Origin of the sequence: Paenibacillus filicis (assembly GCF_038070315.1) — a bacterium.
Taxonomy (GTDB): Bacteria; Bacillota; Bacilli; order Paenibacillales; family NBRC-103111; genus Paenibacillus_G; species Paenibacillus_G filicis.
In genome coordinates this window covers 17,136-37,924 of sequence record NZ_JBBPCC010000024.1, presented here as the reverse complement: position 1 = coordinate 37,924, position 20,789 = coordinate 17,136, and the positions used below count along the sequence as shown (strand labels likewise).

Here is a 20,789-nt window from a genome sequence, read left to right as displayed (position 1 = left end):
GGGGTGGATAGAGAATGGATGAACAGCATTTCCCCTTACGCTCGGGCAGCCCGAAGGATGAAATCTTCGTCGCTGGCGGGTGAATGGCTGGATGGGGACCATGTGTATACCTATATTGATCAGGGTGAAGCCGAATTTATCCTGAATGGGGTGAAGTATGACGTGCAGGAAGGCGATATATTGCTCATGCATCCGTTCATGCCCCATATCATCAAGTCCGCCTCGGATGCTCCTTTGGTCCAATATATCGTTCATCTGGATCTGTACTATGACCCAATCAAGAGCTTGATTGATAAAGTGGGTCTATCGAATGCAGGGGAGTTATTCGACACAGACAGCAGGGAGCTGCAACTCACTTCCATTCATCCGCTCTCCCATCTGCCGCAGCCCGACCGCGTGGAGTTCAAGCGCAGATTTACCGTTATCCAGAAGGAGCTGCAGCACCCTACACCTGGTGGCGTCTTGGCCGTCAAAGCCGCCTGTCTGGACTTGCTGTACCTGTTCTTCAATAATCAGACCCTGCCGCATACGCGAGCAGGACGAATGACTAAAGGCTGGCCGCTGCTTGAGCGCGCCATTCATTTCATACACGAGCAATACCGGGACTCTCAGTTAAATAAAGAGGATATCAGCCGACATGTGGGCATTACGGCCAATCATCTATCGTATTTGTTCAAGTCCCAGCTTGGGATTACCGTATACAATTATCTGAAGCATGCGCGCATCGAGCAGGCGAAGCTTCGGATTGTGCAGGGAGGACAAAATCTGACGGAGATTGCCGAGGATATCGGGTTCTCCAGTATTCATTTGTTCAGTCGGACGTTCAAACGCATCGTCGGTGTGTCGCCAAGCGAATTCGCCGCCACCCAGTCGGACTTCTATGATCAGAAGCTGTTATGGACCCGGCAGGATCGTTGACATGAGGTTTCAATTAAACTCTGGAGCGGAGGCAGCATGTAATGAATGAACTGAAGTTAAGATATGACAAGCCGGCTGCCAAGTGGTCCGAAGGACTTCCGGTTGGAAATGGGAGATTGGCTGCAATCGTGTACGGCGGTGTCGAACAAGAGGTTTGGAACATCACCGAGTCGACGTATTGGTCTGGAAAACGGGAGCGTATAGCCGGGCCATCCTCTGGTCCAGCGGATTTGGCGCGACTCCGTCAATATTTTTTCGATGGAGATTACGAAGCCGGGGAACGGTTAGCAAGCGAGTGGCTTGAGCCGGCCAAAGGGAATTTCGGTACGAATCTGCCCGTTTGCGACGTGGTATTGAAGTTTAAGGTTGCCGGTGAGAAGGTTACCCGAGAGCTAAGTCTTGAGAACGCTATCATGAAGACGGAGTATCAGATTCATGGTGTGAAGGTACACCGGGAGCTTTTTGCTTCTCATGCAGACGGAGTTATCGTATGCAGGCTGTGGAGCGAATTACCGGAGGGCGTGTCATTCACGATTCATCTGGAAGGAAAGACCGATTATTTCGAGAGCTGGAATGAGCAGCATGGAACAGGCAAGCTTTCCTTCAAAGGTCAGGCGCTTGAACGGCTTCATAGCGACGGTGAATGCGGAGTTCGCTGCCAGGGGAGCCTCCATGTACAGACGCAGGGAGGGCAAGTAACCGGCGCTTCCGGGAAAGTTGAGGTTGCGAACGCCCAGGAAGCCCTCATTTATTTCGCGCTCGGGACAGACTATGCGGGTGCGGGCGACGGCTGGATGAGCGAGGGGGAAAGAAGGAATGCTCTCGCGGAGGCCAAGGGCTATGAGCGCCTTAGATCGGATCATGTCGCTGACTATCGCAGCTTGTATGATCGGGTAAGCTTAGAGGTGGGAGAGTCCGAACGAAGTCTTCTACCGACGGACGAGAGAATCCGGAAGCTGGCCGCAGGCAGAGATGAAGACCCGGCCTTGTACGCTTTATTTTTCCAATACGGCAGGTATTTGACGATCTGTGGCGCTCGGGCAGACTCGCCTCTTCCGCTGCATTTGCAGGGAATCTGGAATGATGATCAGGCCTGCCGAATGAGTTGGACATGCGATTACCATATTGATATTAATACGCAGATGAATTATTACCCGACGGAAACGACTCATTTGACCGAGTCTCACCTGCCGTTGATACGGTATATTGAGCGGCTAGCGGAGAGCGGGAGAGCAGCGGCCAAAGATTTCTATGGTTGTGAGGGCTGGGTGGCTCATACGGTGTCGAATGCTTGGGGATTCACGGCTCCTGCCTGGCAAAACTCCTGGGGACTTAACGTCACGGGCGGTCTATGGCTGGCGCTGCAGCTCCGTGATCATTACGAGTATACACGGGATGAGGAATTCTTAAGCCAAACGGCGTACCCTGTCTTAAAGGAAGCGGCGTTATTTTTCCTGGATTATATGGCTGTACATCCCAAGTATGGCTGGCTTGTAACGGGGCCTTCCATTTCCCCTGAAAACACCTTCCATGCAGGCGGAACGAAGGTGCATCACTATCTGTCCATGGGTACAACGCTGGATCAGGTGTTGGTGAGTGATCTGTTTGAATTTTGCCTGGAGACCGCAGAGAAGCTGCAGGCGGACGAGCCATTTCAAGCTGAATTGATGAGGGCCATGGACTTGCTCCCGCCGCTTCAGATCGGCAGCAACGGGCAGCTTCAGGAATGGCTGGAGGATTACGAGGAAGCGCAGCCGGAACACCGGCATTTGTCCCATCTGCATAGTCTATTTCCGGCTTATCGTATTTCGCCGCAGCACACTCCTGAACTAAGCGAAGCCGCACGCATTACCCTGGAGGGGCGTAAATCGAGTGGCAACCACGAGGATGTGGAGTTTACGGTCGCTGCCTTTGCAGGCTGCTATTCGCGTCTGCACGACGGAGAACGTGCGTATGAGCAGATTTCACATCTGATCGGAAGCTTATGCTTCGATAACCTGCTGACCTTCTCGAAGCCAGGTATCGGAGGGGCGGAGAGCCCCATCTATGTGGCGGATGGAAACTTTGGGGGAACGGCAGCGATCGCAGATATGCTGCTGCAAAGCCATGCCGGAGAGCTTCATCTGCTGCCGGCTCTGCCTGCCGCATGGTCTTCGGGCGCGTACCGGGGACTTAAGGCAAGAGGGGCTCTGGAAGTAGACGTTACCTGGGAGGAAGGGCAATTGGCCCAGGTGACTGTGCAAGCCTTCGCAACGGGACAGACGATTGTTCGCTTCAGTGATCGGACAGCGTTACTCCAGTACGAAGCAGGACATAGCTATCGGCTGGATGCCGAACTCCGAGTAGAGTCACTTGGTTAGTCTTCATGACCTCAGCTCGGCCGAATCGCCAGTCCGGAGAAGTCCACCCAGCCGTAGGGCTCGTCGCGCTCCGCTCCAATCAATCCCGGCTGATGGAAGGAGACTTGCCGTACATGATAGAGCAGATGCACGGAATCTGCGCTTAGCATCAGCGCTTCCAGGCCGCGGAGCAGCGGCTGGCGTTTGCCAGGATTGTCTTCGGCAGCAAGGGCGGCGAGTTGTTCGTCGATCGCTTCGAGCCGGTCGGCTGGCAATCTGGGCCGTATGCCCGTGCTTGCATCTTCCAGCAGGTTCAGCAGCGACCACTCGCGATTGGGGGTGTTGACCGGATTGAGCAGCAGCAGATCGGCATCGTCCGTCTCTCCTTCGCGCCGGAACTGCTCGTCAGGCAAGACATGGATGTCCACGTCGAGGTGTGCCGCTTGGAGCTGATGCCTGATCCAGCCTGCCGTTTGCTCCAGGGAATGGTTCAGGATCGGATGGGTATAGAGCTGAAGGCGGCAGGCGCTTTGGATAGGGCCGATGACAGGCGGCGGCATCACAGGACCGTGGGTTATGCGCCGGTCAGAAGGGAAGCCTGTTCTTCCGGCTGCCGGCGTGTCGGCATCTCCAGCACTCCAGTCGGGGAAGAAGCTGATCGCCGGGATCATCCGTTGCCCGCCTAGCTCCGCTATGCAGCGCCGGTTGTCCAGTAAGGTCCGGATGGTCCGCCGAAGCTCAGCGCACTGGAGCGGTCCGCGCTTCCTGGCATTCATCAGCAGAAAGGTACAGCCGCCCTCCGTCCGTTCAATGGCGGCCGCCTGCTCCGCGCCCTCGGCATGAATCTGAAACGGATGCGTATACAGCAGAGGTTGTCCTCCCAGGCTGGCAGAGCTGGCTTGCTGCGTGAGCAGCTCCTTCAGAATCCACATTTCAATTCGGTCCAGTTGAGGGCGTCCCCTGAAATACCCGGCATGGGCTTCGAGCACCAGCAGCTCGGCATCGTTGCGTAGCACACGGAACGGGCCCGTTCCGACGGGTAGACGGGGGAAATCCGGTCCTGGCGCCTCCGGGAGAATAGAGGCATGAGCTGATGCCAGTAAGGGCAGCAGCAAGGCGTTCGGAGCCTTCAGCCGGATGTGCAAGACCCGGGGATGAAGCGCCTCGATAGCGATCAGGCCGAGCTGCTGCCACGGACCGCGGGAAGGAGCCAATCCGATGCCATCTCGTTGACCGTTACCGAGCCCGGCTGCCCACAGCAGTGAGCTGCGTATATCCTCTGCCGTGCAAGGACGGCCGTCATGGAAGGTCACGCCCTTGCGGAGATGGAACCGCCACTCCCGTCCATCGTCGGAACACTCCGTATGGAACGCCAGTCGGGGTGTTACTTGTCCGCTGACGCCATCCCAGTCTATCAGCGTATCGAATATCTGCCCAGCCAGGTGAAGCTCCGTGCGTCTAGCCGCATGAAGCGGGTCCAGGCTGGGCAGTTCTCGGTAGAAGGGCAGCCGCAGCAGGTCGCTTGCTACCACATCCGGCTGCGACTGTGCCGCTTTGACGCCTAACTGTCTAGAGATCGAGGCCAGTACCTCCCGGTTCATCAGCGGGGACTGCGGGGCATATTCCCGCATAAGATCCATCGCTTCCGGGTACCGGCCTCTTTCGATATGCGCTTGAATGAGCGGCAGCAGAACATCCTGTGGCTCGGCAAGCAGGGCGAGGGTGGAGAGCTTGCCCCGGCCGCGGCCAGAGGTCCGGCAGATCCATCCCAGCTCTGTGCATTGCTTCAGAATCAGCTTCACGTTGCGTGTGGAGCAGCAGAGAAGGGCAGCGAGCTGCTCCAGCGATATGGAGAAGGGCTCGCGTCCTTGGTCGCTGTAATGCCGCTTAAGCTGCAAATAATGGTGGGCGATATGCATAACAGAGTCACTCCCTAAAAGGGGAAATCATATTGCTCACAGTCTACCCTTTTTATCCCCTTTTCTCAAGCCTATGCTTAATACAGCCGGGAAGGACAGCAGCTGTTGCTAAGCAGCATGCTTCGGGCGGTTACAGCAGAGGGAAAGGGGATGGGATCGAGATGCTGACAGGAGGACGTTTATTGGCCGTCGGAGCGGCAGTATTCGTGACGCTGCTATGGTCGTCATCTTATGTATTGAATCAATACGCATTTGCGGAGGGAATTGGACCGTTTACGCTAGCAGGGCTGCGTTACGGGCTGGCTGTGGCCGCTCTTGCGGTAACTATGAAGCTCCACCGCGGATCGCCCAAGCCGGCCGCAGGTTATGCGGCGGATGAAGAACAGAAGAAGAACGCAATGGGGGGCAAGCTGACCTGGAAGCTGTACGCGCTGCTGGGCCTGACCGGATTCGTACTGGCACAGGGCTTTCAATATGCAGGTCAGCATGTCGTCACGCCCACGCAGGCTAGTATGATGCTGTCAATCGGGAACACGCTGATGCTGCTGTTGGTTGATGCGCTGTGGCTGCGCGAGCTGCGAAGTCGGTCGGCCCTGCTGCTTATTCTGGTCGCGATGGCCGGAGTCGCACTTTACAACTATCCTTGGGAATCCGGGCAAGCCGGTGCGATCGGAATAATTCTGCTTCTGTTCTCATGTCTGGGCTACGCGCTTCACACGGCGCTTTGCCGCTATCTGCTGACGAAGAAGGACGCAGCTCCCGCCGACCTGGTGCTGAAGCCTATGCTCATAGGGGCGGCAGGGATGCTGCTGACCGGCCTTATGCTGGAAGGAATTCCTCCCCTATCGGTCAAGCTCTTACTTATTCTGCTATGGCTGGGACCGGTGAATGGAGCGGTCGGCTTCACCCTATGGGCCTGGTCGCAGAAACACCTGCGTGCGTATGAGAGCAGCCTGCTGAATAATATGATGCTGCTGGAGGTGGCGGCTCTGGATATTGTGATGCTCGGACGGTCTATCACCGGGCTGCAGGCGTTTGCGCTGGTGCTGGTGGGAGGTGCGATTCTGGCCGTGCAGGTATGGCCGGCGTGGAAGAATCGCAAGCAGGGGGAGCAAGCGCAGGCTTAGATTTTGAGAAGCAGGGCACCCAACCATGGAAAGGTTATTCTGGAATGCGAGCTTGAATGGTCAGATGAAGAAACGAACTAACGTAGAAAGTCCCTTTTTCCTTTTTCGAGGGACTTTTTACGTTAGTTTTTTTAAACCACAAGCATGACTCTGGAGATTCTGTCTAGTATATTCGGAACGTATAAGAGCAGTCCGGTCATGGAACTTAAGAGGAGCATGCCGGCGCTGATAGGCATGGGATTGTTCACAGGTTCCACTCCGATATAGAATCGTGGTACAATTGCCGTAGTTTTCCAGATTTTTTGCTGGCACGGCAATAGCCCAGACCGGCAATGCTGAGGGGGTACGATGCTTTGAACGAAGAATCTGCGGCCTCGAAGTCGGGCACCTTGCGCTCGGCACTTGCCGCCCTGCTGTCTGTATGTGGCTGGGGGATGTTCTTTTTGGTAGCTTATGTGCTGCTTACCCTCCTGTTTGGCATTCTTGTAGAATTCCATGTCGATTATTTCACGGGAACGACCTGGGCGGATAGCAGTGTGCTGGCAGTGACGGGTTTATATGTATCTCTCATTGCGATGATCTTCGTAAGCTATGGCGTCGCGGTTTCTGTGAGAGGTAAGGGGGGCTTGTGGCGTCAGGCAGTGGCCGTATCTTCCGTGGCCCTACTCAGTCTGATCATCTGGCTGCCCATCTACTTCTCGGTGAAGGGCTCGACGTCCGAGCTCGGCGGGGCCCCCTGGTTTCTCTTCTCGGTTTACTCGTTCTGGGCCATGCCGGTTACCGAGCTGCTGAGATATTATATACCGGACCCCGGACGTGTCAAGGTGATCGGGCTGCTGCTCTCCTTCGTGCCGACAGTCTCGGCATGGATCGGAATGGGACTGGTACATATCTATCGCAGCCGGATATCAGTCCGTAAGCTGCTCGCGCGCGCAGCGCTCGTGCCTGTGGGGCTGGCGGTTGTGTTCGTCATCTCCTTGCTGCTTCCCAGGCAGCAGGCATTTTCGCTGGAAAGCTTCCCATCCATCGATGGAGCGACAGCCGCCATTCCTTTCGCTCAAATTACGATGCAGCGGCTGACAGGAATCAATAAGCCTTATATCGCGGAAAAGGCAATTCGGTTCAACACTACGCATAACGCTTACGTCAATCTCATCGAGAAGCGTGCCGATCTGATTCTGGCAGCCGGGCCTTCGGCAGAGGAAGAACAGCTGGCGAAGCAAAACGGGGTGCAGATGAAGCTGACCCCTCTAGGAAAAGATGCGTTTATCTTCCTCGTTCACCGGGAGAACGGCATCTCCGGCTTATCAGTTCAGCAAATTCAGGATATTTATGCGGGCAAGGTGCATAGCTGGAGCGAAGTGGGCGGCGATGATAACCGGATCGTGGCGTTCCAGCGCGAAGCGAACTCGGGCAGCCAGACGTACATGGAATCCAAGGTGATGAAAGGGCTGAAGCTGGCCGACCCGCCCATGGAGCGGAAATCCTCGGGAATGGGGGGGCTGATCGACGCGGTGGCCGACTATAGCAACTCGAAGCAGGCGATCGGATATTCCTTTTACTACTTCGCCAGTCAGATGTACAAGCGGGATAACGTGAGATTTGTCCCGATTAACGGTGTGGAGCCGAATCACGCGAATATCCGTAATGGCCAGTACCCGTACACAGCTCTGCTATATGCGGTGACCCGCAGCGATGAGCCGGCGGATAGCCCGGCAGGCCGTCTGCTGACGTGGCTGCAGAGTGAGGAGGGGCGCCGGGCGGTTGCAGACGGAGGGTTCGTGCCGCTGACGGAGAAATAGGGGAAGCTGGGCGGCAAGCTTTATCGGATAATCGGCAAGGAGGACAAGTGGAAATTGCCAGTTTTTCCTAGAATTCAAAAGCCTCTGATTGCGCTTGGTTTGTTCTTATTTACTATCGGTCTGTTTGTGGGCCAGGGTTTAGGTTTCGAAGCGCTCGCGGCTCTCGGGACTATAGGCTTCGTTTGGAGTATCGGTCTGGCCTGCGTTCGCGACGCCAAACCGACCGCTCCAGGCATGCTGTTCATCTTGTTGTACCTGACCGGTCAAGCGATCGCCTATACCTGTGACTTGCCTTTTCTGAAAAGCTATGAAAGGACGCCTGACGGAAACGGAGCTTCCTACAGTCTAGTCAGCGTTGTTTTTCCTGTACTTCTGGCCTGGGTGGTCTCTAAGGTGTACAAAAGGATAGGAAAAGCCTAGTTTCTTGGGGATTCCGAACAGTTGCGGACCGTTTTTGTTATCGTTTATAGTAGGATTTGTACAATCATTCAGGCAAGATCTTGCGGGGAGGCATGGGGATGAAGGAAGTAAAACTGTCCATTGACTATGATCAGTACGAGGAAGGCAAGAAGATGCAGGACTTGCTGGAGGAGCTTGCCGCAAGTCCTGCTAGCGGAGAGCTGACCAGTCTCATCATCGGGGACTGGGGCGGTTCATACGAGAATGACTCCTCGGAAACGGTCGAGGCCTTGGTCAGACTGAAGGAGCGCTTTCCCAAGCTCCGCAAGCTGTTTCTTGGCGATATGGGCTTCGAAGAGTGCGAGGTCTCCTGGATCATGCAGTCTAACTTGGGTCCGCTGCTTACCGCGTATCCGGAGCTTACCTCCTTGACGATCAAGGGCAGCACAGGGCTCTCGTTGGACCCTGCCGCTCACGGCAAGCTGGAGGAGCTGGTCATCATCTGTGGAGGGCTCAGCCGTGAGGTACTGGCGGCAATCCGGGACGGCCAGTTCCCTGAATTGACGAAGCTGGAGCTGTACCTGGGCGTGGACCAGTATGGCTTCGACGGCAGCCTGGACGATGTATTGCCGCTGGCTGAGCCGGGCAAGTTCCCGAAATTGACTTACCTAGGGCTGAAGGACAGTGAAATTCAGGATGAGATCGCCATCGCACTGGCTGATTCCCCGATTCTCGATCAGCTTCATACGCTGGATCTGTCGATGGGGACACTGTCGGACGAGGGCGCTGAAGCGCTGCTGCAGAGCGAACGGGTACGCAAGCTGCAGCTGCTGAATTTGAGCTATCATTATATGAGCGATTCGATGTTGGAGCGCTGGAAGCAAACGGGTCTCAACGTGAATCTGGATGAACAGCAGGACGCGGATGACGACGATTACCGGTATCCGGCCCTGACGGAATAAACATGGATCCCATGCTGCTGATCGGCAATCCGGATAACAGGCGCACGGCCGGGCTTCAGGCAGCGAGAAGTCGGCTGGGCCTACCTCCGGCCCGAGTCGTCCCGTATCTGGAGCTGCTGCGCGGGGAGATCACGCTAGCGCAGCTCGCTGAGGAGCTGGCAGCAGAGCCGAAGCATGCGGGGGAGTCGGGAGAAGCCGGGCTGATCATCCGGCTGGATGCGCCGGGAGAGCACTTCGAGGTGGAGCGCGAGCTGATCGCGCTGGGAGCGCCGGACTGCCTCCGGGACGAGCGGGCTGATCGGCTGCTGCCGTTTGTGGGCGTAGCCGATCCCGAGCCGCTATCGGCTCGGTCGGCGCGTGCGCTGTTAGAGCAGCAGGGACGACTGTATCACCCGTCCCAGTGGTTCCGAGGCTATGGGCGGCTATTGGCCCGCCTGGAAGAAGAGGCGGCGGTGGTCTTGCCGACTGCCCGCTGGCATCATCCGCCTGCGGCGATTGCGGCTATGTTCGACAAGCGGCATACCCATCATGTGCTGATGGCAGCCGGAGTGCCGGTGCCCCGGCAGCTTACGCCAGCGGGAACGCTGGATGGCTACGAAGCGCTGCTGGAGGCGATGCGCAGCCGGCGGATGCATCGCGTATTCGTGAAGCTCGCATCAGGGTCCGGGGCTTGCGGCGTCGTGGCCTATCAGTGGAATCCCGCGACCGGCGCGGAGCTGGCTGTGACGACGATCGGCGTCGAGCGACAGCTGGCCCGGCCGCCGTTATTCTATAATGCGATCAAGCTGCGGCGTTATACCGACTCGGCAGACATACGCCTCATTCTGAACTGGCTGCTGGCACATGGGGCGCATGCCGAACAATGGATGCCCAAGGCATCGTACGGGCCCCGGGTCTTTGATATCCGGCAGCTCGTCGTGGACGGGGAAGCCTGTCACAGCGTGGCCCGAGTGAGCAGCACGCCGATCACGAATCTGCATCTGCGCAGCGAGCGGATGAGTCTGGACGAGCTCGGGTTGCACGAGTCGGTTCAGGCCGAGGTGCGGAGCTGCGCCGAGCAGGCGCTGGCGGCATTCCCGGGAGCGCGGTCAGCCGGGGTCGATGTGCTGCTCGGCAGCGGCTCGCAGGCGAATCGGCCGTTTGTGCTCGATGTGAATCCCTTCGGCGATCTGCTGTACCGGGTGACCTATCGGGGCTTGGACCCCTACCTCTGGCAGATGATGCGCCGGGTATGACGGGGAAGGAGAGTAACGCTTGACGACTAATATGAATGAGATCGTGGGCAGCCACGATATTGTGATGATTACCCTCGATACGCTGCGTTACGATGCGGCCGTTCTCGAGGAGAGCAATTGTCCGAATCTGTGCGCCGGAGGGTCCTGGGAGAAACGGCATACGCCGGGAAGCTTCACCTATGCGGCCCATCACGCCTTCTTCGGCGGATTCCTCCCGACCCCTGCCAATACGGACAAGGCCTCGCATGTGCGGCTGTTTCACTCGCGCAATACCGGACTGAAAACGCATCCGCATACATGGCTGTTTGATACACCGGATATTGTATCCGGACTTCAGGCCGAAGGCTACCGGACGATGTGTATCGGCGGGGTCATTTTTTTCACCAAGAAAGTACCGCTGGCGCGCGTGCTGCCGGGCTACTTCATGGAGAGCTACTGGCGGATGACGTTCGGCGTCACCAATCCTCGTTCCACGGAGCATCAGGTGAACCACGCGTTAAAGCTTCTGGATCGCGCCGGCTCTGAGGAGCGGCTGTTTTTGTTCCTGAACGTATCTGCGATTCACGGGCCGAATCATTATTTTGTTCCCGGGGCCAAGGCGGATTCCGTGGAGACGCAGCGGGCCGCACTGCGGTATGTGGACGGCGAGCTCGGCCGGCTGTTCGAGGCGCTGCGGGCGAGGAAGCGCCCGGTGTTCTGCATGGCGTTCTCCGATCATGGAACTACCTACGGCGAAGACGGATACCATGGACACCGGCTGGCGCATGAAGCCGTCTGGAATGTGCCTTACCGTGAATTTATTTTATGAGCGACGGAGACCGCGCAAGGCTTAGGCTCCGCGCTGGAAAGGATGTGAACGGCCGGATGATCCATTTTCCTCGTGACGGGGCTTTGGAATCGGTAGCGGATGAAGCCCTGATCAGAAGCTGGAGGGATGGTCTTCGCTCCGATCCTTACCGCTCCTACCTATATGCTTATCCGCATAAGACGGCCTATCGTGAATTCGACGCGCCGAAGCCGTTGTCCGAGCTGTGGAACGGAGAGCCGGCGGAGACATTCTTCCTATACATGCATATCCCGTTCTGCGGGGCGCGCTGTGGCTTCTGCAATCTATTCACGCTGCCGGACAAGCGAACCGGCGTCCATGAGCAGTATGTGGATGCACTGGAGCGGCAGGCGCGGCAATGGGCGCCCTATGTAACCCGCAAGCCGTTCGCGCGGTTCGCCATCGGTGGTGGAACGCCTACGCTGCTGGCTCCGGCACTGCTGGAGCGGCTGTTCGATATTGCGGAGCGGGTGATGGGCGTGGACACGAGCCGGGTCTCGATCTCGGTGGAGACGTCACCGGAGACCGTGACCGGCGATCGTCTGCAGATTCTGCGCGACCGGCAGGTTGATCGGGTCAGCATGGGGATTCAGAGCTTTGTGGACAGCGAAGCTTCGGCGATCTACCGCCCGCAGAAGCCCCGCGAGGTGGAGCGTGCGCTAGACTTATTGAAGGCTTACAGGTTCCCGGTGCTGAACCTGGACCTGATCTATGGCCTGCCCGGGCAGACGGTGGAGTCATGGATGTATTCGCTGGAGCGTGCGCTCGCGTATGACCCGGAAGAAATCTTCATCTACCCGCTCTACACGCGGGAGCATACGATCGTGAAGCCCGGGGATATCCGAGGCAGCGAGGGGGAGAGCGATCTGCGGCTGGCCTGTTACCTGGCCGCCCGCGACAGGCTGGCGGCTGCAGGCTATGTGCAATCGTCGATGCGGCGGTTCGCCAAGGCGGATGCCGGTTCGGTCAAGCCGCTGCTGCCCTACGGCTGCCAGGAGGAGGGCATGGTCGGGCTCGGCTGCGGGGCGCGCTCGTACACGCGCGGCGTTCATTATGCTTCGCGTTATGCGGTGAGCAAGGGCGCGACAGCCGGCATCATCGCCGATTACGTGGCCGCCGAGCGGTATGATACCGCGGATTACGGCATCGAGCTGAACCTGCCTGAGCAGCAGCGGAGGTATGTGCTGAAGGCGATTCTTCACCGCGAGGGCTTGGAGCTGGCGGGCTATCTGGCCCGCTTCGGGAGTGAAGCGCTGGGGGATCACCCGGAGCTCGGGCTGCTGCTGCGCTCGGAGCTGGCGGAGGTTGAAGAAGGCGTACTCCGGCTGACCGACGAAGGCCTGGCTTATTCCGACGCCATCGGCGACTGGATGATCACGCCTGCCATACGCGAGCGGATGGAAGGATTTGTATTCGCATGAGGGCGACCCTGTACTATCGAGGCAGTCTGTCCTCTTGTAATTACGACTGTCCGTACTGCCCTTTCAGCAAAAACAAGGACAGCGCCGAGACGCTCGCCCGGGACCGTTCGCAGCTTGCAAGCTTCGTAGACTGGGTCCGCCTGCAGGCGGGGGAAGGGCATCGGCTGTCCGTCTTTTTCAATCCGTACGGCGAAGGCCTGACCCATGCCTGGTACCGGGAGGCGATGGTCGAGCTGTCGCATATGCCTCATGTGGACAAGGTGGCGATCCAGACGAACCTCTCCGCGCGCCTGAGCTGGACCGGCGACTTGAATCCCGAGAAGGCCGCCTTCTGGGCCACCTACCATCCGGGACAGACCAAGGAGCGGTCCTTCGTCGCGCAGTGTCTGGAGCTGCATAGCCGCCGTATTCCATTCAGCGTCGGCTCCGTCGGGGTGCGGAGTGCGTTCGACGCGCTGCGTTCGCTGCGGGCGGCTTTGCCCGCCGATGTGTATATGTGGGTGAATGCTTTCAAGGATAAGCCCAATTATTACACGGACGAGGAACGGGAGCTGCTCCGGGAGATCGATCCGTATTTCGACAGGAATGCTGCGGATTATGACAGCATCGGGCGGACGTGCCGGACCGGAGAGGATGTCTTCTACGTCCAGGGGCCTGGCCTGGTTAAGCGCTGCTACAAGGACCGAACGGTCATCGGGCATCTGTACCGGGACGGTCTGGATGGACTTTCGCGGAAGCGGCCATGCGGGATGAAGCAATGTGACTGCTACATTGGCTATATTCATATGCCTGAGCTGGAGCTGGAGAGGGTGTACGGCGGCCGGCTGCTGGAGCGTATCGCGCAGGCAGCCTTTGATTCTTAGACGGTTGGTATCCGGCTGGGCCGTATCTCATTAGTCGGGGCTCATCCACCATGGAGATGCACGGTGATCCTTTTTTACTGCAATTCCAACCAGACCAGATTGATTATTTTTGTTAGGGAGGAGTCTGAACGCCAGTATGGGCCTGTATGCCTGGATCATCTTTCAAGTTTTATTCGTCCTCTTCCTGATCCTGCATCTCGTCTTGTCCACACAAGCGAAGCGAATGATGATGTATGAGAAGAATCCGGATCTGAATAAAGTCAAATCTACCCGTACCCTAGCCATGTGGTTTATGATCGGGTGGATCGTTTCCCTGCTGCTGATGATTATCAGCATTGTCCAAACCTCTTGAAGACCTTAGCATCAGCAATTCGGAATACATGATCATGCTTTGTACATAAGGAAGGAGCCTTACCCTATGACTCGGGAGCTCGATAAGCTTATTCAAGGTCAAGAGAAATTGCAGCCGGATTTTCACGAGCACTTGAAGGTGATTTTGCTCGGTACCGGTTCTCCCCGTGCCGTCTACGGCGTATCCAAGCCGGGAGTCGCCGTCCTCGCCGGACATAAAGTCTTTCTCGTCGATTGCGGTGCTGGCACCGTGAATCAACTGCTGCTGGCGGGCATCATGCCGCAGCGCATCTCGGATGTGCTGTTTACGCATCATCACAGCGATCATAATTCGGGATTCTTTGACGTGTTCATCAGCAGCTGGCGTACGCATGTGGTGCCTGGAGCGGTCTATAAGAACCGTGAGGTACCGATGCAGGTGTACGGACCGGAGACGACGGCGTCGATCATCGGCAAAATGGAGGAATCGTTCGCCTTCGACGTCAATCTTCGCATCAACTACAACAAGTCGGCGTTCGAAGGGTCACGGATCGTCGTCCACGAGTGCAACGAGGGCGTTGTGTACGATCAGGACGGCATCCGCATTACGGCCTTCGAGGTCGACCACCGTCCGGTGTATCCGGCAATTGCCTACCGGTTCGACTATAACGGCCAATCGGTTGTGATCTCAGGCGATACACTGCCCGTGGACAATATGGTCAAGTATGCAAGACATACGGATCTGCTTGTTCATGAAGCTTACAACAAAGGCTGGCTGGATGCCCTGATCGACATGTACCCGGAGGAAGCCGTAGGTCTGAACAACCCGGCCAAGTATCACACGACTACGCTGGAGGCGGCGGATATCGCGCGCCGTGCGGAAGTCAAGCATCTGCTGCTTACGCATCATATCCCGGCACCGGCGCGGACCAAGGAAGCCGAGGAGGCTTACACGCAGGGGATGAGCGATATTTACAAGGGGCCGATTACCGTCGGACGCGATCTGATGGAGGTTGATTTGGGAGATAACCGGCACTAGCAAGACATAAGGTGTTTCGAATGATTAAGTATGAACGACAGCACGTCAGCTATCTGCCTATGCGGCTTGGCTGACGTTTTTCTATGCAATCCATCAAGTAATAAGATGTTATAGGAGAATTCCGGGGGCGATTAACTTGGCAAAAGTAGGTTGGTTGTTTAAGGATTCTCACGATACTAGGGTAACTACAACAACAGATGTAATTATTAAAAGAATGCCTATTCTTTTTGTATCTCATGATTCTGATGATGGTATGTGGCAGTTTCATAGCGGTGAAGATGTAAATATGGACGATGCAATGTTGGTGAGTTTGAAAGAGATTGTGGATTATGATGCCACGGTCACAAAGCTTGCTAATTTACCTCTAGGATGGATCGCATGGAGAGATCGTTTGCACGCCTCTTGGTCTATGAAGGAAATATTACCCGTAAACTTATGAGCTAAGACGCCAAACCCAACTAATGTATCTCCATCAAAGGCTCCAATAGCTGTCCCGCCATTACGACTGACACCATTGATAGCCTCCTATTATTGGAAAAGAAGCCTCCAAAGCCACAGCCAGGTGGATATCGGAGGCTTCTTTTTGTGCTTTCAACGCTCAGAGCAGGCAGTTACACGCCCGGTTGAGCTCATAAAGGGAATCGGTGGGGTTCCGTAGCCAGCCTTCTACAACTTCAGTGCCTGGGCGAGCATCGCAGCCGCCTCCTGGCGCAGCATCGGCTGCTTGGACTTGTAATCTATGGCACCGTTCGCATCCTGTGCAGCTTCCGGCCCGAACAGGCCCAGAGCCACAATCAGCTTGACGTTGTCCACCGCCCAGGCGTCCGTGCTTCCGGCCAGCGCAGCTTCCATCGGCTCAACGCCTTGAATTTGCAGCATTTTCGCCAAGATGGTAGCTGCCTCCTGGCGGGCGATCGGCTTGTTCGGCTGGAACGAAGCATCGGCACTGCCGTCGACTACACCGAGTTCGTACAAGGTCTGAATCGCGGATGCGCTCGGGAGGCCCCTGGCATCGGCGAACACCACAGGTTGCTTGGACAGTGTCATGAATAACGACTTGGCCGCCAGCTCTGCGAATTCCCCGCGTGAGACGGGCTCGGCTGCCCCGAGCGTGCCGTTCTCCTTACCCTGCATAATGCTGAGCAGCTGCAGGTAGTGGATAAACGATGCATAAGGGCTGTTTGCCGGAACATCGGCGAAGGGCTTCGGGTTTTCTAATTTTATGGCTGTGCTTAGCTCATACAAATATTGCAGATACCCGATCGAGCTGTCGCTGTTTGCTTGGAATACCAGCGTGTTGCCTTGCTCATCCTTGAACAACAGCTCATCAACTTGCTGCAGCTCATGCTTACCAGTGGCAGGATCCTCGACGAGCAGCTTGCCTTCCGGAGTTGCCGTTACCTTAACCATGGAGGTTTTGGTTCTGAGCTGGCTGTACAGTCCCTCGAATTTGGACAGCTCGGCTTGCGTTGGCTTCAGGAATGTATCTGTCTTCGGTTCAGTCGGATAGTAATGATCCATGAAGGCTTCGAAGAAGAGATCCCGTGCATTGGTAATCGAATTCGTCGTGATGAACAAGCCGGTCTTCTCCTCAGGCAGCAGCCACAGCTTGGATGAGAATCCGTGAATATTGCCGCCTTTGCCGATGACGTTCTGTCCGTTGAAGTGGTTTCGGTTCGACATGTCAAAGCCGTAAGCCATAACAGGGACCTTCGGATTTAGCGAGAGATGGACGCTCTGCATATCTCGTGCCGTCTTTTCCTCCAGAATACGCTCGCTGCCGTAAGCCCCAAGATTCAACTGGGCGATCATGAATTTGGACATATCCTCCGGTGTTGAGAATAAGCCCCCCTGGGGCAGCTCCGTAGGTGTCGTCGTATAAAGCGGGTAAGGCTTGCCTTCCGGGGTATATCCCTTAGCAAGTCTGGCACGAACGTCGTCCGTTAACAGGTAACTGCTATGCTGCATGTCTAGAGGCTTGAACAAGTGCTCGTCCATATATTGATGGTACGGTACACCGGATACTTGCTGAACGATATAGCCTTGCAGCATAGAAGCGAAGTTATCGTAATTATAGGACTCCCCGGGCTTTCGGACGACTGTCGGCATGTTGGCTGCTATGTAATCCTTCAGAGGCGTGGACCGGTTCAGGTCAAAGCTGATATCTCCGAGCTTGGGCTCCGTAAAATCGAATCCGGTCGTATGGGTCAGCAGATGCTCCATCGTCACGGGCTCTGCGAAGCTGTTAATGGTCTGTACGTCACCCATGTATTTGTTAATATCCGCGTGGAGATCGATTTTCTGCTGCTCGACAAGCTGCATGACGGCCGTAGCGGTCAGCGCTTTGGATAAGGAACCCAGCCGAAATACGGTATTGGCCGGATCTACGGGAGTCTGCTTCTCCACATCGGCATACCCGTATCCTTTCTGCAGGGTGACTTTACCGTCTTGAACAACGACGACGGCAGCACCGGGAACTTGCAATTTCTTCACATCTTCACGATCAAAGAAACGGTCGGTAAACGCCTCAAGTTCCTTGGCATCCTTGACGCCGTGATTTGTTGTCAGAGGGGCTGTGGCGGAGGCGGCGGACGGAACGAGGCTGAGCATCAGGGCAAAGGCGCAGATTCCCCAGGTCAGGCTGGTTTTTCTGCGAGTGGACGAACGGTTTAACATAGGATGGGTTTCTCCTTTTTCCATAAATTTCAATGACACAGTCCTAATATTAAACTAAGAAGGAGCAAGAAAAGACCTGCCAAGGTATAGTAGACCGGCTGGACTTTAGTCCAGAATTTGGTGCAACTTCTGCATTTTCCAATACGTCTATGAAGGAAACTAGATGTCGAATCGTATGTGGAGGTGCCGGAATGAAGAAGCTGTTATGGACGGGAGGACTTGCGGCTGCACTGATACTGACAGGCTGCGGTCAGCCTGTTCCCACCCAAGTCTCGTCGGAGCCGTCGTCTCAGGAGGGGCCTAGGGTGGGGAAAGCACGGATCGAGCATCCTCCGGGCGGTGCATCCAAGCCGGCCGAGCTGGAAGCGGTGAACCAGACCATCATCACGCAGAGGGCGTCTATCGAATATAAGCACGGGATCCGGCTGATCTACTGGGGAGTCGGAGCAGATCATCTCATGATGGAAATCCGCAGTGCCGGTGATCCTGAGCGTGTGATGACGGAGGAGGAGCAGATAGCCGTCAAAGAGACGCTGTACAAGCTGGCTGGCAAGCCGTTTTCCCTCGCGCTTACGGTGCATTCCTGCTGTACGCAGCCGGCTAATCTAAGCGGCACCGTCAAGAAGTTCGATGCGCAGCAGCAGCGGATTCTGGTGGTCCATCCGACCGGGAAGAACGGCAATACCGACGATCCGGAAGCGAACTGGGTGCGTCTCGAATCGGACGGGAGGCTGATCGTGAAGGGCAAGGAGGTCCCGGACGGGCTGGACGCCACCCTTGTGGGGCAGCAGGTGGAGGCGTGGACATCGGGGATGACGCTCACGTCCTATCCGGGACAGACGAGTGCGCTGAAGATTGTGGCAGGCCCTTGACAAAGGTGAAGACGATCTTGTAGGATGATCCTAATCATGCAAGGTATTAAAGACCAAACTGCATATCCAAAGGCTAAGACCAAGGAACGAATAGCTTCCTTCGCTGATCCAGAGAAGAAACCCATTAGGCTGAGAGGTTTCCCGATGCGAATCGCTATCCCCCCGCCTTGAGAGCCGCATCGGGGAAGTCCAGTATCCGATGCCGGAGTCATTCCGTTATGACAATGAAGTGCTGCGATCTGTCTGGTTGCGGCTAAACTAGGGTGGTACCACGACGCGACGCATTCGTCCCTGACGCATGTGTCTTTTTGCGTTCTTATCTGACAAGGAGGCTATCCCTATGCGCCAATCCCGATTACTGATCCCTACACTTCGTGAAATTCCTTCGGATGCCGAGACGGCGAGCCACCAGCTCATGCTTCGCGCCGGACTTATCCGCCAGCTGGCCGCTGGCATTTATACGTACCTGCCTCTTGGGTATCGGGTGCTCAGGAAGGTCGAGCAGATCGTCCGGGAGGAGATGGACCGCGCGGGTGCGCAGGAGCTGCTGATGCCTGCGCTGCAGCCGGTAGAGCTGTGGAAGGAATCCGGCAGATATACCGTGTACGGTCCGGAGCTCATCCGTCTGACGGACCGGCATGACCGCGAGTTCGCTCTCGGACCTACACACGAGGAGATCGTTACTTCCCTCGTCCGGGATGAAGTAAATTCCTATCGCAAGCTCCCCATGACGTTGTATCAGATCCAGACCAAATTCCGGGATGAACGCCGCCCGCGGTTCGGCTTGCTCAGAGGCCGGGAGTTCCTGATGAAGGACGCCTATTCGTTCGATATGGACTGGAGCGGATTGGACCGGTCCTACGACTCGATGTATGGGGCGTACCATCGGATCTTCGAACGCTGCGGCATGCAGGTCAAGGCCGTGCAGGCGGATGCCGGTGCCATAGGCGGCGAGGGAGGCACTCATGAATTCATGGCGCTCGCTGAGATCGGCGAGGACACGATCGCGTCCTGCCCGTGTTGCGACTATGCCGCGAATCTCGAGCAGGCAGAGTGTAAGCCGGAAGGCGAAGCCGTCACGAGCTCCGGCTCAGCAACGGCGGCTTTTTCCAAGCCGGAGCTTGTCCACACGCCAGACATCCGGACTATTGAACAATTGAGCGGTTACTTATCCGTACCGGCGGAGCGTTTTATCAAGACGCTGATCTATAAGGCGGACGGCCGCGAGGTCGCGGTGCTGGTACGCGGGGATCACGAGGTCAATGAAACGAAGCTCAGACATGCACTCGGTGCAGAAGCTGTGGAGCTGGCGGAAGGACTGACTGCCGCGAGCGTGACGGGAGCGCCTGTAGGCTTCGCCGGTCCTATTGGGCTAACCGTGCCTGTGCTGGCCGATTATGTGGTGGCCGCGATGGATTCGGCGGTGACCGGCGCGAATCAGGCGGATTATCATCTATCGGGTGTTCGTCCCGGCCACGATTTCGTCCCCTCCTATGTCGGCGATCTACGCAATGTCGTGCAAGGGGCGGCATGTCCCGCTTGCAGCGAGGGCAGGCTTGAGCTGCACCGTGGGATTGAGATCGGGCATGTATTCAAGCTGGGGACGAAGTACAGCGAGAAGCTGGGAGCTTCGTACCTGGACGCGGAGGGCAGGGAACAGCCGATGATCATGGGCTGCTACGGGATCGGGATTTCGCGGATATTGTCCGCCGTCGTGGAGCAGAAGCATGATGCACAGGGCATTCTGTGGCCGGTGTCCATGGCTCCATTCCAGGTTCATCTAATTCCTGTCTCTCTTAAGGATACGCATCAGATGCAGCTGGCTGACGAATTGTATGAGCAGCTGCAGCAGGCCGGGATCGAGGTGCTGCTCGACGACCGCGACGAGCGGCCGGGGAGCAAATTCAACGATGCGGATCTGATAGGCTGTCCGTACCGCATTGTCGTCGGGAAGCAGGCACAGCAGGGAATCGTAGAGTTCAAGCTGCGCAGCGGAGGGGAAGTCCGCAGTCTGAAGAAAGAGGATGTGCTGCCGGAGCTGCGGAGGCTGTAGGGATAAGC

Annotated in this window: 17 protein-coding genes; 15 read left to right on the top strand and 2 right to left on the bottom strand. The window is 56.7% G+C overall.

The window, feature by feature from the left end; translation table 11 throughout:
- Positions 1-3: 3 nt before the first annotated feature.
- Positions 4-918 (top strand): helix-turn-helix domain-containing protein, encoded by a 915-nt coding sequence (locus tag WMW72_RS28370; protein ID WP_341418960.1) that lies wholly within the window; start codon positions 4-6, stop codon positions 916-918.
- 41 nt (positions 919-959) lie between these two features.
- A complete protein-coding gene (locus tag WMW72_RS28365) occupies positions 960-3,278 on the top strand; it encodes a glycoside hydrolase family 95 protein (RefSeq protein WP_341418959.1) in 2,319 nt (772 codons plus the stop codon).
- Between the two features lie 11 nt (positions 3,279-3,289).
- Here the strand turns inward: WMW72_RS28365 and WMW72_RS28360 are convergent, their stop codons facing one another.
- A complete protein-coding gene (locus tag WMW72_RS28360; protein ID WP_341418958.1) occupies positions 3,290-5,176 on the bottom strand; it encodes an ABC transporter substrate-binding protein in 1,887 nt (628 codons plus the stop codon).
- Positions 5,177-5,337: 161 nt separating this feature from the next.
- On the opposite strand from WMW72_RS28360, the gene WMW72_RS28355 reads away from it, so the two are divergent.
- From WMW72_RS28355 to WMW72_RS28305, 11 genes are all read left to right on the top strand, one after another.
- Complete coding sequence (locus tag WMW72_RS28355; protein ID WP_341418957.1) at positions 5,338-6,303, top strand: DMT family transporter; 966 nt, start codon at positions 5,338-5,340, stop codon at positions 6,301-6,303.
- A 353-nt stretch (positions 6,304-6,656) separates the two neighbouring features.
- Positions 6,657-8,105, top strand: coding sequence for a substrate-binding domain-containing protein (locus WMW72_RS28350; protein ID WP_341418956.1), 1,449 nt, complete (start codon positions 6,657-6,659; stop codon positions 8,103-8,105).
- A 54-nt stretch (positions 8,106-8,159) separates the two neighbouring features.
- Positions 8,160-8,525 carry a hypothetical protein gene (locus WMW72_RS28345; RefSeq protein ID WP_341418955.1) on the top strand — a complete coding sequence of 122 codons (366 nt, stop codon included), beginning with the start codon at positions 8,160-8,162 and terminating at the stop codon, positions 8,523-8,525.
- 98 nt (positions 8,526-8,623) lie between these two features.
- Positions 8,624-9,466, top strand: coding sequence for an STM4015 family protein (locus WMW72_RS28340; RefSeq protein WP_341418954.1), 843 nt, complete (start codon positions 8,624-8,626; stop codon positions 9,464-9,466).
- 2 nt (positions 9,467-9,468) lie between these two features.
- Positions 9,469-10,701: an STM4014 family protein gene (locus WMW72_RS28335; RefSeq protein ID WP_341418953.1), complete on the top strand. Its 1,233-nt coding sequence runs from the start codon at positions 9,469-9,471 to the stop codon at positions 10,699-10,701.
- 31 nt (positions 10,702-10,732) lie between these two features.
- Entirely contained in the window at positions 10,733-11,509 is a 777-nt protein-coding gene (locus WMW72_RS28330) for an STM4013/SEN3800 family hydrolase (RefSeq protein WP_341419037.1), read from the top strand.
- 56 nt (positions 11,510-11,565) lie between these two features.
- On the top strand, positions 11,566-12,948 hold the full coding sequence (locus WMW72_RS28325) for an STM4012 family radical SAM protein (RefSeq protein WP_341418952.1): 1,383 nt from the start codon (positions 11,566-11,568) through the stop codon (positions 12,946-12,948).
- Complete coding sequence (locus tag WMW72_RS28320; protein WP_341418951.1) at positions 12,945-13,811, top strand: STM4011 family radical SAM protein; 867 nt, start codon at positions 12,945-12,947, stop codon at positions 13,809-13,811. The genes WMW72_RS28325 and WMW72_RS28320 overlap by 4 nt, the downstream gene beginning before the upstream one ends.
- Positions 13,812-13,947: 136 nt before the next feature.
- Positions 13,948-14,163 (top strand): hypothetical protein, encoded by a 216-nt coding sequence (locus tag WMW72_RS28315; protein ID WP_341418950.1) that lies wholly within the window; start codon positions 13,948-13,950, stop codon positions 14,161-14,163.
- A gap of 66 nt (positions 14,164-14,229) precedes the next feature.
- On the top strand, positions 14,230-15,180 hold the full coding sequence (locus tag WMW72_RS28310) for an MBL fold metallo-hydrolase (RefSeq protein WP_341418949.1): 951 nt from the start codon (positions 14,230-14,232) through the stop codon (positions 15,178-15,180).
- Positions 15,181-15,316: 136 nt separating this feature from the next.
- Positions 15,317-15,619, top strand: a complete 303-nt coding sequence (locus tag WMW72_RS28305) for a hypothetical protein (RefSeq protein ID WP_341418948.1) — start codon at positions 15,317-15,319, stop codon at positions 15,617-15,619.
- Positions 15,620-15,846: 227 nt separating this feature from the next.
- Here the strand turns inward: WMW72_RS28305 and WMW72_RS28300 are convergent, their stop codons facing one another.
- Positions 15,847-17,856: a serine hydrolase domain-containing protein gene (locus WMW72_RS28300; protein WP_341418947.1), complete on the bottom strand. Its 2,010-nt coding sequence runs from the start codon at positions 17,854-17,856 to the stop codon at positions 15,847-15,849.
- 191 nt (positions 17,857-18,047) lie between these two features.
- Here WMW72_RS28300 and WMW72_RS28295 point away from each other — a divergent pair, with 191 nt between their 5' ends.
- Both WMW72_RS28295 and WMW72_RS28290 read left to right on the top strand, forming a co-directional pair.
- Positions 18,048-18,728 (top strand): hypothetical protein, encoded by a 681-nt coding sequence (locus WMW72_RS28295; RefSeq protein WP_341418946.1) that lies wholly within the window; start codon positions 18,048-18,050, stop codon positions 18,726-18,728.
- 340 nt (positions 18,729-19,068) lie between these two features.
- Complete coding sequence (locus WMW72_RS28290) at positions 19,069-20,781, top strand: proline--tRNA ligase (RefSeq protein ID WP_341418945.1); 1,713 nt, start codon at positions 19,069-19,071, stop codon at positions 20,779-20,781.
- Positions 20,782-20,789 lie beyond the last annotated feature (8 nt).

Bases quoted from the DNA above. Each gene is read 5' to 3' on its own strand.
- WMW72_RS28295 (WP_341418946.1), top strand. From the start codon at position 18,048: ATGAAGAAGCTGTTATGGACGGGAGGACTTGCGGCTGCACTGATACTG.
- WMW72_RS28315 (WP_341418950.1), top strand. From the start codon at position 13,948: ATGGGCCTGTATGCCTGGATCATCTTTCAAGTTTTATTCGTCCTCTTC.
- WMW72_RS28335 (WP_341418953.1), top strand. From the start codon at position 9,469: ATGGATCCCATGCTGCTGATCGGCAATCCGGATAACAGGCGCACGGCC.
- WMW72_RS28340 (WP_341418954.1), top strand. From the start codon at position 8,624: ATGAAGGAAGTAAAACTGTCCATTGACTATGATCAGTACGAGGAAGGC.
- WMW72_RS28360 (WP_341418958.1), bottom strand. From the start codon at position 5,176: ATGCATATCGCCCACCATTATTTGCAGCTTAAGCGGCATTACAGCGAC.
- WMW72_RS28325 (WP_341418952.1), top strand. From the start codon at position 11,566: ATGATCCATTTTCCTCGTGACGGGGCTTTGGAATCGGTAGCGGATGAA.
- WMW72_RS28290 (WP_341418945.1), top strand. From the start codon at position 19,069: ATGCGCCAATCCCGATTACTGATCCCTACACTTCGTGAAATTCCTTCG.
- WMW72_RS28320 (WP_341418951.1), top strand. From the start codon at position 12,945: ATGAGGGCGACCCTGTACTATCGAGGCAGTCTGTCCTCTTGTAATTAC.
- WMW72_RS28365 (WP_341418959.1), top strand. From the start codon at position 960: ATGAATGAACTGAAGTTAAGATATGACAAGCCGGCTGCCAAGTGGTCC.
- WMW72_RS28330 (WP_341419037.1), top strand. From the start codon at position 10,733: ATGAATGAGATCGTGGGCAGCCACGATATTGTGATGATTACCCTCGAT.
- WMW72_RS28355 (WP_341418957.1), top strand. From the start codon at position 5,338: ATGCTGACAGGAGGACGTTTATTGGCCGTCGGAGCGGCAGTATTCGTG.
- WMW72_RS28300 (WP_341418947.1), bottom strand. From the start codon at position 17,856: ATGTTAAACCGTTCGTCCACTCGCAGAAAAACCAGCCTGACCTGGGGA.
- WMW72_RS28310 (WP_341418949.1), top strand. From the start codon at position 14,230: ATGACTCGGGAGCTCGATAAGCTTATTCAAGGTCAAGAGAAATTGCAG.